At 37.6% G+C, this 13,361-nt stretch carries 10 protein-coding genes and 1 pseudogene; 1 reads left to right on the top strand and 10 read right to left on the bottom strand.

Annotated elements, in window-relative coordinates; all coding sequences use genetic code 11:
• The 9 genes from ACRCJ0_RS05435 to ACRCJ0_RS05395 all read right to left on the bottom strand — a co-directional run.
• Positions 1-1,380: DUF2207 domain-containing protein (locus ACRCJ0_RS05435; protein WP_431389734.1), on the bottom strand; the 1,380-nt coding region annotated here is incomplete at its 3' end.
• An 18-nt stretch (positions 1,381-1,398) separates the two neighbouring features.
• Positions 1,399-2,220 carry a two-component system regulatory protein YycI gene (locus tag ACRCJ0_RS05430; RefSeq protein ID WP_431387680.1) on the bottom strand — a complete coding sequence of 274 codons (822 nt, stop codon included), beginning with the start codon at positions 2,218-2,220 and terminating at the stop codon, positions 1,399-1,401.
• Between the two features lie 2 nt (positions 2,221-2,222).
• Entirely contained in the window at positions 2,223-3,785 is a 1,563-nt protein-coding gene (locus tag ACRCJ0_RS05425) for a hypothetical protein (protein ID WP_419971642.1), read from the bottom strand.
• Entirely contained in the window at positions 3,772-5,667 is a 1,896-nt protein-coding gene (gene walK / locus ACRCJ0_RS05420) for a cell wall metabolism sensor histidine kinase WalK (RefSeq protein ID WP_431389733.1), read from the bottom strand. The genes ACRCJ0_RS05425 and walK overlap by 14 nt, the downstream gene beginning before the upstream one ends.
• Before the next feature lie 9 nt (positions 5,668-5,676).
• Positions 5,677-6,393, bottom strand: coding sequence for a response regulator YycF (yycF, locus tag ACRCJ0_RS05415; protein WP_417894250.1), 717 nt, complete (start codon positions 6,391-6,393; stop codon positions 5,677-5,679).
• Positions 6,394-6,607: 214 nt separating this feature from the next.
• The gene (locus ACRCJ0_RS05410) at positions 6,608-8,140 is read right to left on the bottom strand and encodes a LysM peptidoglycan-binding domain-containing protein (RefSeq protein ID WP_431389732.1); all 1,533 of its coding nucleotides are present in this window, start codon (positions 8,138-8,140) and stop codon (positions 6,608-6,610) included.
• Positions 8,141-8,517: 377 nt separating this feature from the next.
• Complete coding sequence (locus tag ACRCJ0_RS05405; RefSeq protein ID WP_026466544.1) at positions 8,518-9,258, bottom strand: CPBP family intramembrane glutamic endopeptidase; 741 nt, start codon at positions 9,256-9,258, stop codon at positions 8,518-8,520.
• A gap of 61 nt (positions 9,259-9,319) precedes the next feature.
• Positions 9,320-9,748: a pyridoxamine 5'-phosphate oxidase family protein gene (locus ACRCJ0_RS05400; protein ID WP_026466545.1), complete on the bottom strand. Its 429-nt coding sequence runs from the start codon at positions 9,746-9,748 to the stop codon at positions 9,320-9,322.
• A gap of 141 nt (positions 9,749-9,889) precedes the next feature.
• Entirely contained in the window at positions 9,890-12,037 is a 2,148-nt protein-coding gene (locus ACRCJ0_RS05395; protein WP_417894253.1) for a beta-glucosidase family protein, read from the bottom strand.
• A 262-nt stretch (positions 12,038-12,299) separates the two neighbouring features.
• Between ACRCJ0_RS05395 and ACRCJ0_RS05390 the strand changes: the two genes are divergently transcribed.
• On the top strand, positions 12,300-13,043 hold the full coding sequence (locus ACRCJ0_RS05390) for an alpha/beta fold hydrolase (RefSeq protein ID WP_417894254.1): 744 nt from the start codon (positions 12,300-12,302) through the stop codon (positions 13,041-13,043).
• Between the two features lie 86 nt (positions 13,044-13,129).
• Here the strand turns inward: ACRCJ0_RS05390 and ACRCJ0_RS05385 are convergent.
• Positions 13,130-13,361, bottom strand: a pseudogene (locus ACRCJ0_RS05385) (H2O-forming NADH oxidase); the annotation flags it as partial.

Genomic DNA, 13,361 nt, shown 5'->3' with positions numbered 1-13,361 from the left:
ATAAATGACGAATCCTGTTCCAAATAACCATGCTACCATATAAAGGGTAAGAATAGCCATGTATACTTGATTCATTTTACTATAAACACCATCTTTGGTTAAGGGTTGTTTAGCTACTTGGTTAATCTTACGGACTAATTTCCGGCCAAATCGTGACATCATCGTCACCTTGCCCGTATTGTTAAAAACTAAGTCATTTAAAGACACCACATCACGACTGGTTTGAGTATTTTCTTGAAGCCTCGTTAATAATAATTGACCTGCTGGATTATTGACTTCCTGTTTCAATGTTGATACTTGAATATCCGTTAATTGGCCACGTTTATTCACTTCAAAGTGAGCAGCCAATACCTTAGCTTCAATTAATTCTAACACTAACAAGACAATTTTTTGACTGTCTGAATAGTTTTTCCCTATTAACCGAGCAACCGTTTGTGGACCATAAGCATTAGGTTGGCTAGCGACAAAGCCTTTTTTCGTTGGTACAGCAATCACAATTTGACGTTTTTTCACATATAAATAGATTGTATACGCTAAAATAAGCACAAATAAACTAGCTGTAACTGCCCAAATTTGTATATTTTGACGTTTTTGTAAACTGGTCACCGCTGCTTGACTCGCCTGCATCGCCTCAATAGTAGATTGCCCTTCTGAATCAGCACCTACTTTTTGGTTATCAGCTAGTATTGAAACAGGCATGTACATTTGGATAGCTACTGTTTCATCAGCTTTCAAATCATCAACCGTTAAGGTAAATGACTTTCTATCGTTCGCCCATTGCAAATTTGTTTTTCCAGGTCCTGAAATAATGATATCGCTTTGATCTTCAGGTACAGCTTGCGGGAAATTCACCGTCATGGTTGCCTGATCAGCATCATAAGGTAGGGCTAAGAAGCTACTTTTTAAGATTGTCGACTCTGAATAATTTGTCCACGCATCATTAATCTCAGTTGCAACTCTTGTCACATGCGGTGCATCGGTTACAGTATTGAAAATTTTGATATCTACTGCTTGATTTTCTTTATTTGAAACAGTATAGGTTCCCACTTCGTTAGAATCACTTTCAACAAAGGTGAAGTATGAATCAGCACTCACACTTTTCATATCAACAGATAGACTTGCTAGCTTACTCATATCTGTAAGCGCAATTCGGTGGTTAAACTCCTCAACCGTCCCCTTCACATTAAATCCAATTGTTTCTTCTTGTTGCATGATTCCGTCTGCTTGAACATTTATTGTTGACGAATAATCACTCACTGTTGCATCAGCTTGTACATCATTCTCATGCCCTGATAAAATAAATATTGCAATTAAACTACATATAATGACAGCTAAATGTTGCCGATGATTACTGGTTTTTTCTTGATAATTTTGAAACATCAATCGTCCTCTTTCCAATTACTGGGTCATAATTGCCCCATTGATACCATCTACAAATACGCGCTGAGTGGTGCCTTCATTTGTTAGAATCAATAAAGTCCACACCGGATGGTAGAGGGTTATTTCATCAAGCGCTAAGGTTTCGCGGTAAGCCAAGAATGAACGCAAAATAATAGACTCATCTGGAATACTGTTGTTTAAATAGGCATTTTCTAAGGCTTGTTGTTCACTAATTACAGTACGTTCCTCACCTTGAGTCGCAGTTTCTCCAGTAATCGTTTGATCATAGGCATAAACAGCATAATCATCATTCACTTGAAAAATAATTTCTCCATTACCATCTGCAACCACTGCGCCTGAAGCAGTTTCTTGCATATAAGTAACCTTACCAGCTGACTTATCATAACTTATAAAGCGGTATTGGCTGCCTTGGTATACTTCGCTATTAATAAACTGATTTAAACTTGATAAGGCACTATCTGAAAGCTCACCTGATGGTGTCTCAGCAGTCACGCCTTCTAATTGAATAGGTGTATTAATTTGTGCCAGAATTTGGTTGGCATTTACTTCAACACTTTGTGTATCTTCAGTTAGTTCAGAAACAGTTTCTTCATTTAAAGTCGTATTCAATGCCCGTAAAAAGGGTATTCGTAAAATTTCGTCTGAAATTTCATCGTATTGAATATTATTTGCTTTGAATTCTGTCACAATATCCATCGACTGATTTTCAATTGCTTGACTTGGCGTACCAACATATTTATTGATAAATATATTAATAAGAAATACATCTAGAATGAGGAAGGCTAGAATAAAAATAATCTCTACTTTTTTAAAGTTCATTTCTAGTTCCCCTCCCCATCACCATTACTATCAGATAGTGGTGGATTTAAAACTTGTGAATATTCAGTTTCCACCACTTCTGAAGAAAATGATTCCGAAATGCTTTCATCTAGTTGAGTTTTTACTTCTTCACTCACTTGTTGTCCAAGGTTTTCAAAGTAAACAGATAAGTCTACAGGCTCACCAGACTCTGTATAACTAGTTTTTAGAGAAGGATACTGGTCCATATCAATCAAGTCTTCCAGCATAAACCACTTATTACCAATTTGCACGTGCCATGATGGGACTAATTCAACTAAACGACTTGTTTCAGGATTTTGTACCCAACGGTAACCTAGTATTAATTCAGAAATATCTTCATTCGGATAACCCGCATTATTCAACAAATCTAAGGCATTCACACCACTCATAACAGTAAATGATTCAGACAAGTCCGTTACTTGCGTTTGAATAGTTAATGCTGACATGTAGATATTTTGAATCGTATTACCTGCCATAACAAATTGTGTTTTTGACACGTAATTATTACCAAACACAGGAAGTGAATTGATGTACTTACGGTAGGTCACCATTTCATTCTCTTCACCTCTAGCCTCAGCATATAGCCACGAAGTTTGATCAGCTAGAATATCTGCCATAGCTGCAGAAGTTACTTCAATCTGTTGGTTTAGAGTTGTTTCCTCAACTTCAGCATTTTCTTGTAGTAAGACTACCTCGAAAGTTTCCATATTAATCGTTAATTGACGTCCTTCTGTATAGTAACGAGAAATATTATTCATTGAATAATCATGAATATCTTCAGGCGTTTCGAAAAAGTGATTCAAGAAATAAGTTGTCGGTTGTCGCTCTTGTAAATAGGTTAACCTGTCGATTTCTTCCGCTTCTTTTGTCACATATGACAAGCCGTTTGCTAACGTTACGGGTTCTACTGGAGACATTTGATCATCATAAGTAGCTAAATAATTATCGACACGTGCCATCACATCATCGATACTATCTGATATCGTTAATGAATAAGCAGTATTCGTCACTTCATTCATCAAATAAACTTCATTAGTATCCATGATATATACATAAGAGGTAACCGTCATTTCTTGGACTTCTTGTGGCAACCTAGTGACATCCGCAATTAATAAATTAATTGGGGTCTCATTGATTAATTTATCTTCAACATATGCTTGAGTTTGCACATAATTTCGAATGTTATAAGCAGAATCTTCTTCAACATTATTTTCATAATCAAAGCCCGCAGCCACATGTTTCAATTCTTTGATTGCAGACATATTATTAATGCCTACATACTCGCCAGCCCCATTATGTAATATAAGGGTTTGAGAAGCAGTAATTTCAACTTCCTCAGTCGAATTTCCGTCTGTTGTTTCATTAGAAATCGCCATATTATTCAATTCAGTAGTAGTTTCTGCATTATTTTCTTGATCAGTCTGACTAAACAAGGCATTTAAGGCACTAGGCCCATAGAGGTTGCTGACTGAAGCAGCAACCGATACAAGCGCTAGTAGGACAAGTATCGCATGAAGGATCCAATTCCATTTATTCTTCTTCATCGGCCCATTCATCCTCCCCTGCCCAATCATCACTATCAAACTCCTCAAATGGAAGTGAGATAAAGAATGTGGTTCCTTTGTTTTCAATCGAATTTACCCAAATTGTCCCATTATGCAATTCAATTTCTTCTTTTGCGATGGATAATCCTAAACCACTACCACCCTGGGCACGTGACCGCGCCTTATCTACCCGGTAGAAACGATCAAATAAATGTGGAATAGATTCTTGAGGAATACCCAAACCTTGGTCTTGAATACTTAAGACCAGTTGGTTATGAGTAGACATTAAACGGACATAGATTGTCCCACCATCTGGCGAGTATTTAATGGCGTTATTCATAATATTATCGATAACCTGAATTAACTTATCTTGGTCAATTTCTACCCAGACCTCTTCTTCCATTAATTCACGTTTAATAATATAATTCTTACCTTCATAATCTTCAGATTGAAGCATCATATCAAATCGGTCTAAGATATGGTTTACCAAGTCTTTGAAAATAATCAACTCTCGATTAATCACCTGTTGCTTAGCGTCCATTCTAGAAAGATGTAGTAAGTCTGAAATCATCCGAATCATACGGTCAGTTTCAGTTTGAATAACGTTCAAGAATTCAACCGCTACTTTTTCATCTTTAATGGCCCCGTCAACCAATGCTTCACTGTATGAACGCACACTCGTTAGTGGTGTACGCAACTCGTGTGAAATATTTGAAACGAATTGCTTGCGGTCACGTTCAATCTTCTCATGTTCCGTAATATCCGTTAATACCCAAACCAAACCGGAAATAAAACCAGATTCTCGTTGAATAACTGAATACTCAGCGCGAATAATTGTTTCCCCTTCATCATTCGCATAATTTAGTAGGATGGATTCATGTTGGTCAAATAATTCTCTAAATGAAAAACGGTCAGAAAGGTCTAGGGCTTCAATAATAGATTCTCCAATAACCTCTTCCTGCGTCTTGTTTAAAATATTCAATGACCGGTCATTAATAATGGTAATTTTTCCGCGTCGATCGGTGGCAATAACCCCATCCGTCATATGACGTAGGACTGAATCCAATCGTTGCCGCTCTGCTTCAGTTAGGTCTTGTGCGTCTCCAACACGAACAGATAGGTAGTTGATAGATTCTGCCAACTGCCCAATCTCATCTTCTGAATTGATATCCAAAGTAGTTGAATAGTTTCCTTCAGCAATTTGCTTGGTTTGATCGCGCATTTTTTGTAGTGGATTGATGATCTGACTAGAGATTAACACCGCTAATCCTGTCGTAAATACAAGTGAAATACCTGATGCAATCAAGAATAGAGACATAATATTTTGAATCTGACTATAGATAGTCTCTAGATTTGCAGTCACATTTAAAATACCAATCATGGCGCCTGAAGATGCTGTAGAAAAAATTGGTGTCACAAATTTTTTGATGCGGATTTCTTGATTGGAATCATATCCTGACGTTTCACTACGAATACCTGTATATAACGTTTCTTCTATATCTTCATCCACCGTTCTTTGCCCAATATAGGCTTGCGAAGTGGGGTTTGAAGTAGCTAATAAGAAACCATTGCTATCGAATAATTGAATTTCTAATACACTATCATTATTAAAGCGACGCAAAATTGAATTCACCTGCGTCTCTTTTTCATCCTCATTCAAATCTTCATCTTCCATCACCGATTGAATATTATCAACGATAAACGTCGTTTGACTCGTTATTTGGTCATCAAAGGATGTTAACATTTCCGTTTCTAGCGAACGAATAAAATACGCTCCGACAATTTGGAGCGAAATTAGTAGCGTTAATATAAAAATAACGGGTATTTTAAAATGAATAGATTTGAAAAAAGGAATCCCAGATTTCTTCCTTGTTTTTGGCATGACTGACCTCTATTCTTGAGTTGGAATTTTAAGGAAATAACCAACGCCCCGTCTGGTAATTAAAATCTTAGGATGACTTGGATTTTCTTCGATTTTTTCGCGTAAACGTCTAACAGTCACATCCACTGTACGAACGTCACCAAAATAATCATAACCCCAAACTGTTTGAAGCAAATGCTCCCTGGTCATTACTTGGTTAATGTGTTGTGAAAGATAATGTAGCAACTCGAACTCACGATGTGTTAACTCCACATCTTCCCCATTTTTAGACGCAATGTATTCGTCTTCATGAATTAACAAATCGCCAATTTCAATAATATTATCTTTCTCAGCTGCCTCATCAGTCGCTACTGGTTCAGCAACTACCGCTGTACGGCGAATATTCGCTTTTACACGAGCTGTTAATTCACGGTTAGAAAATGGTTTAGTAACGTAGTCATCTGCCCCTAACTCTAGTCCTAATACCTTATCAATTTCGCTATCTTTAGCAGTTAACATAATAATAGGTACTTGACTATCTTTACGAATTTGACGACACACTTCTAAACCGTCAATTTTCGGTAACATTAAATCCAATACTACTAAGTCAGGTTGGAATGATTCAAATTTTTCTAAAGCTTGTTCGCCGTCATAGGCGGTATCAATTTCATATCCTTCATTTTTTAGATTGAAGGATATAATATCTGAGATTGGTTTCTCATCGTCAACGATTAATATTTTTTTCATTAATTTGCTCTCCTTGATTGTGAACATCTGATCTTGGAAAAATAGCTAGAACTTATCACCTTATTTTAACACCTTTAGGTGAAATTGCCAATAATGCCTATTAAAGGGCTTTCACCCCTTTTAGTATCGCGCTGGATTTTAAAAAAATTCTACTAAAAAAAGGCCGAGGGGGGTAATCATCTCGACCTTTAGTATTTATTATTTAAATGATTGCTTAGTTATAAGCAGCCATACTTACAGCAAATGATGGTGCCCAGTATGGATTAATTGATTCTGAGTGAACTGTTTCACCAGGACGTTGTGAATGGATGTATTGTCCATTACCTAATGAAATTGCCACGTGGTATGGAGAACCATAAGAACCCCAGAAAATTAAGTCGCCTGGTTGCGCAGATGAAACTGCAATTTTTGGACCAGCATATTGTTGTTCACCAGTATAGCTACCTACGTTAACACCGTAAGTTTGTTTGTAAACATAGTTCACGAAACCTGAACAGTCGAAACCTGAAGGAGATTTACCACCCCATACATAAGGTACACCAACTTGTGCATAAGCATTGTTTAATAAAGCTGTTACATTACCTGATTGTGTTTGGGCTGCTGCTTGGGCTTCTGCCTCTGCTTGAGCTGCTGCTTCTGCTTCCGCTGCTGCTTGAGCTTCCGCCGCTGCTTGAGCTGCTGCTTCTACCGCTGCTTGTGCTTGAGCTGCTGCCTCTGCTTGAGCTGCTGCCTCTGCTTCGGCTGCTGCTTGTGCATCCGCTGCTGCTTGTGCTTCTGCTTCCGCTTGAGCTGCTGCTTCTGCGTCCGCTTGCTCTTGAGCCTCTACTTCAGCTGCCGCTTGTGCGTCTGCTGCTGCTTGCGCTTCTTCTTCTGCTGCTAAAGCTTCTTCTGCTGCTGCTAAAGCTTCTTCTGCTGCAACTTGTGCTTCGATTTCTGCGTCAGCAGTTTCAGTTTCTTCTACTGAATTTGCAACTGGTGCAAATTCAGCTTCTTCTGTAGCTACTGTTGATTCAACAGATGCTACTTCAACAACCGTTTCAGTTTCTTCTACTACTGGTGCTTCTTCAACAGCAGGTGCTGCAGCTAAGCCAGGAATAGCCAACGATTGACCAACTAAGATCAAGTCAGATGATAAGTTGTTTTGTACACGTAATTCAGACGCTGAAACGCCAAATTGACCTGCAATTTTATTGATAGAGTCACCAGCAACTACAGTGTAGTTGCCATTTACATCTGCTACATAGTTGTTAACAGTTTCTTCTACTTCCGTTTCAACTGTTTCTTCAGCTACAGGAGCTATTTGTTCTACTGTTGTTTCTTGAGCTACTTCACCTTTAACTTTTAATTGTTGACCAACTAAAATTAAATCACCTGAAATACCATTTAAATCACGTAAGTTTTGTGCTGTTGTGTCAAAATCTGCAGCGATTTTGTTTAAGGTATCACCTGCAACAACTGTGTATACGTTAGAAGCATCTGCAACACGTTTTGTGCTTGCTGCTACTGGTGCATCAACAGTTGGAATATTTAAAGAGTGACCTGCAATAATTAAATCTTGGTTATCGATTGTGTTCACTTCTATTAAGTCTGCAATTGATAAGTCAAATTTGCGTGAAATAGCAGATAAAGTATCACCTGATTCGATTGTATATACTTCGTCTGCTGAAACATTAGTGGTTGCAAAGGCTGCTAAAGCCGCTGACGTCGCTAACGATGTCCCTACCATTCTTTTTACTGAAAACTTCATTAAATTTCTACCCCCTGAAATTACTGATTACAATAGCTATTATATACAAGCGAGCCGCAATTTTCCGTAACAATCAGGTTACAAATTATTTACTCTTTCTTACACTTTTCCTTATATTTAGGTAATACTTTTAGATTAATTTTGTCTTTTTTAGACTAGAATTATTTTAAAATATTAATAATCTATTAAGAAGGTTAATAAATCAACCTTTTAAAAAAGTCTTAAATCCAAATTATTCGTTTGTATTTAAAATAAAAAAGCTATATTTTCGTAACATTAATGTAACATTACTTAAAAATAGCGTAAAAAAACCTCTTTAAACAAGTGCTTTTAAAGTTACACCACCGTTCAAAGAGGTCTTTTTTATAAATTTATCACTAATATAAACCAAATATTAACATGATAGCACCCGGTAAATTATTCAAGAAGTGAATTAGGATGGCGTCATTAATATTTTTCTTCCGCCAATAAGCCATGAAGCAAGCTGCTCCTATTCCTGCATAAATAATAAATGAAATGATATTACCTGACAGATGCATACTTGAGAAGAATATTGATGACAATATAATTGCTACCGTAAAATTCTTATCTTTAAACATGCCTTTACTGATCATGGCGCGGAAGATAATTTCTTCCATTACTGGCGCCATCGTAATAACAGTTAATCCAAGATTCAAGGCTAACAGTATGTTGGTATTCCCTGCAAGTAATCCAAAGATTGCCTCATCATTTACAGTAGTTTCTTCACCGTAAATCCCTGACATTAAATAAGACATTGCTAGTTTAAACACTAAAACTGCTGCAAATATCCCTAAGTCCTTAAGCACATCATCCCAAGTTAAACTTATAACATTTTCAGGATGTTTCTTTTGATAACGACGGTAGAACCAATAGCTCACTGCAAACATATAGATAATGCTGACAATTCCTAGGATTGTTATCCAAGTATTGTCTAAAAGGCTACCATACATCACATATAGTTGAGGAAGCGAGACAATTAGCGTGTAAACTAATGTCCACAAAATAACCTTAGCCCCGCCCACTATCCAGCCAATCCATTTTTGTCTAGTTGGATTCTGGTAGTAAGCTTCAGTATTTCTATTCTTCCTTTTCCCCATATAATTCCCCTAACTTTATTGACTAATTACAATTTCCTTCTATATAAAAGGTTAATTTATATTAATTTGCTGAAAATTCAAATGTACCATTAGTATGTGCTTTTAGATTCATATAGAAACCACTGCCTTCATATACTTGAAGTGCAACCACTGATTTACGGTCTTCTTCATCAGGATAGACATCTTTTACGTAAGGATTATCTTTTAAAATGTCTTCTAAATATGATTGGTCAACTTCACGCACTTTACCTTCAACCGTAATAGCTTGAATGCCATTTTCATCATTGGACATACCTGAAATAGACACATTTTCGTTATCTTTTAATTGCGTATAGAATTCATTACCTGGCTTTGTCATAAAGAAAATACCATTTTCATTTGCAACACCAATATTAGCAAATCTCGTATGTGGCTTCCCATCGCTATCTACCGTAGCAAAAACTGCTGCGCCAATATTTTCTAATATCTTCATGTAATCTTGTAATTCCATTTTTCAACATCTCCTTTATTGTGCTTCTTTCCTCTATTGTATCGCAAATTCTAGAAATCCTTTAGTAGAATCTAAATCAAAAATACATAAAAACAACTGGAAAATGACAGATACTCTTTTCCAGTTGTGATAAGTTAAATTTTATTGAATTGTGTGCGTTAAAGTGAACGGTGTATTGTCACTTGCATTTCCTACATAGAACTTGTAATCACCAGGTTCAATGATAAAGTCGTGGGCATTGTTATCCCACACACCTAGTGGATGGTTAGTAGCGAATGGGTCAATGGTGATTGTGACATCAGTTGTTTCCCCAGCAGCTAGGTGTACTTTCTTGAAGCCTACTAAGCGCATCGGCGGTTGTCCGTCAACTGGAATGCCAACATAAACTTGTACGACTTCTGCACCATCACGGTCGCCAGTATTTGTTACAGTAACTTGAATATTAATTGGAGCGTGGCCATCTGACACTAAGTTATCTAGTCTAGCTTCTTCAATTGCAAAACTTGTATAAGATAAACCATGGCCAAAAGCAAATCCTGCCTTAATATCTTGACCTTGGTACCAGCGGTAACCCATTTCCAATCCTTCTGAGTAACGAATTGTTGGGAAACCCTCCCCTTCATCGATACCTGGATGACGTTCAGCATGTCCGTAAAAAATAGTTTCTTCATCGCGAGCTGGATAGCTTGTTGGGACTTTACCAGATGGATTTACATTACCAAATACTAAATCAGCAACAACATGTCCATCTTCAACCCCTTGATTCCATACTTCTAATACTGCCGAAGCTTTATGAATCCAAGGTAATACGACTGGACTTGAATCTTTTAATACAACAACCGTTTGCTCATTTAACCCAAGTAATGCATCTACCATTGTATCTTGGTCTTTTGGTTGGTGAGCTTTCTGCATATCCATTCCCTCTGTTGCGACTAATCCGGCCATAATGACTACTGCATCAGCATCCTTTACAGCTTCTTTCGCCTCTGCTAAGTTACTTAAATCATCCGCAACAATGAAAGCATTTACTTTTGTGTGACTGTCTAAACCGGCTAAAACATCTTCCATTCCCTGTTTAGGCGCAACTGTATATAATGGGTCCACTTTAGAAGAACCACCGCCACCTTGAGTGGCAAACTCAGCAAATTTTGATTGACCAACAATTAAGATGTTGTCGTGTGTTTTAGGATCTAGTGGTAAAATATTTTTATCATTTTTCAATAAGACAGCTGACTGTTCTCCAATGCGACGTGCACGTTGGCCGTTAGTCTCAGCATCAATTTCACCCGGATTATATTCACTTTCAAAGACATTAAATTTGAACATTTGCGTGAAGCGACGGATTAATGCTCGGTCGATTGTCTTCTCTTCAAGAGATTGGTCGGCTAAGGCAGCTTTAATATTCGTTTCATTTAACCACTTAGCATCAGGCATTTCATGGTCTAAACCTGCATTTAATGAAGCAGCAGCTGAACGTGCTGACCAGAAGTCCGTTTGAACATATCCTTCAAAGCCCCACTCGTTACGTAAAATATCATTTAATAAGTAACGATTTTCAGTGGCATAAGTACCGCGTAATCGATTATATGCCGACATAATAGAGGCTACTTCACCATCTTTTACTAACATCTCAAATGGTAGTAAGTATAATTCACGCAGAACATTTTCATCGATTTCCACAGAATAGCGGAAGCGTTCATCTTCTTGGTCATTTACTGCAAAGTGTTTACCCATAGCAATTACATCATGACTTTGAATCGCTTTAGTGATTTCAACACCCATCACACCTGATAGGAATGGATCTTCTGAAAAGTATTCAAAGTTACGACCTGAAATGGGTAGACGGTGTAAACACACGGCTGGACCCTCTAATACATGTTGGCCTAATGTTTTAGTTTCTTCACCAATAATATCACCGTAAGCATAGGCTAATTCTGGATCAAATGTTGCTGCAACACCGATTGTCATTGGTAAGGCTGTTGCTTTGGGGCTTGGTGTACCGTCTCCCATACCAACACCAACTGGTCCATTTGTAATCCGGTAACGTGGTATACCCAATTCTTCATTGGCTTTAACGTGACGTTCTACACGGATTTGACTAGCTAGCCTTGCCATTTCTTCTTCATCTGTAATTTCACTCATAGAGCCATAGATATCAATAGTTTCCATTGCACCATGTAATTGTTGGATTTTTTGATCAATATTCATATGTGCTACTAACAATTCTGCCCGTTTCTTTGCTTCTAAACTTGTATCTAGCCAAGGCATGTCTTTTGTATTCGTTTCCATAAATATCCCCCATTTTTTAACTTTTTGTTTCAGAACTTCTATAGTTCCTGAAACCCTTATCATCTTTCTCTATCATACAATAACTTTATACTTTTGACTAGTTTACTCAATTAAAAAGAGCAACATTTGCAAACTTCTTTGCATATAAAAGCAAGCTTAGTCTACTAACGTTAGCTAATTCTAAATATTTGCATTCTCCTAGACCTGTCGCTATGCTAACAGGTGAACAAAATATGAAACAATTGATTGTGAGGTAGAACAATTGAAAACAACCATTAGAAGACGACATATCGGTGAGATACCTTTACTTGAAGTTGTCCCTGTACAAGACCGCAATGCCCCTCTACCATTGATTGTCTATTACCATGGTTGGCAGTCAAATAAAGAATTAAACTTAACTCAAGGACGTAAACTAGCACAAGTCGGTTTTCGTGTGATATTACCAGATGCCATGAACCATGGTAGACGTAAGCAACCAGTATCCGCTATTCCGTCTTTAACCTTTTGGCAAAGTATCCAAAGTAACTTATTTGAATTTGGGGCTATTATCCAACACTTCAAAAGACTGAACTTAATTCTAGATGACCGGATTGGGGTTGGCGGGACTTCTATGGGCGGGTTTACGTCGTCTGCTCTACTGACCCACCATCCAGAAATTAAAGTAGCGTCTTGTATGATGGGGTCACCTACCCCTATCCAATACCGAGAACGACTGCTTGAACATGCCAGCAGAACATTTAACCGGTTTGTGCCAGATGATTTAAGAGATTTGACGGCTTGGGTTGACCGGTATGATTTGTCCACCCAAGTTGACAGCTTAGCGGGTAGACCCTTCTTGATTTGGCACGGCGAACGTGATTGGCGGGTTCCTTATGACCAGACTGCGGGGTTCGTAAAAGACAACAACCACTTGGACAATATCATTTTTGTACACGAGGATGAAGATCATTTAGTTAAGACAGAAACCATGGATATGATGACCACTTTCTTCTTAGACCATCTATAGGATTACCAACATCACGAAAAAAGGACAACCTTTCCTAGCTGACGTTAGCTAAGAGGGTTGCCCTTTTTCAATTATTATAGATTTAATTATTCAGCTTTTAAAGCTGCTTTAGTGATGTAGTTGTATGGTTGGTTGAAGTGAGGTAAGAAGAACAAGTCTAATAATGCTAATTTGTCGACTGTTAATTGTTCTTGTACCGCTAATGAGAACATGTGGATACCCATTGATATATCAACGCGTGATACCATTTGTGCACCTACGATACGACGAGATTCTTCTTCGTATACGATACGTAATTTAACTTCGCCATTTTCTTCC

The sequence above is a fragment of the Aerococcus sp. L_32 genome (genome assembly GCF_050689315.1).
Note: the sequence above shows the minus strand (reverse complement) of the source record. Positions and strands in the feature narration are given on the sequence as shown.

Bases quoted from the DNA above. Each gene is read 5' to 3' on its own strand.
- walK (WP_431389733.1), bottom strand. From the start codon at position 5,667: ATGCCAAAAACAAGGAAGAAATCTGGGATTCCTTTTTTCAAATCTATT.
- yycF (WP_417894250.1), bottom strand. From the start codon at position 6,393: ATGAAAAAAATATTAATCGTTGACGATGAGAAACCAATCTCAGATATT.
- ACRCJ0_RS05430 (WP_431387680.1), bottom strand. From the start codon at position 2,220: ATGAACTTTAAAAAAGTAGAGATTATTTTTATTCTAGCCTTCCTCATT.
- ACRCJ0_RS05410 (WP_431389732.1), bottom strand. From the start codon at position 8,140: ATGAAGTTTTCAGTAAAAAGAATGGTAGGGACATCGTTAGCGACGTCA.
- ACRCJ0_RS05395 (WP_417894253.1), bottom strand. From the start codon at position 12,037: ATGGAAACGAATACAAAAGACATGCCTTGGCTAGATACAAGTTTAGAA.
- ACRCJ0_RS05405 (WP_026466544.1), bottom strand. From the start codon at position 9,258: ATGGGGAAAAGGAAGAATAGAAATACTGAAGCTTACTACCAGAATCCA.
- ACRCJ0_RS05425 (WP_419971642.1), bottom strand. From the start codon at position 3,785: ATGAAGAAGAATAAATGGAATTGGATCCTTCATGCGATACTTGTCCTA.
- ACRCJ0_RS05400 (WP_026466545.1), bottom strand. From the start codon at position 9,748: ATGGAATTACAAGATTACATGAAGATATTAGAAAATATTGGCGCAGCA.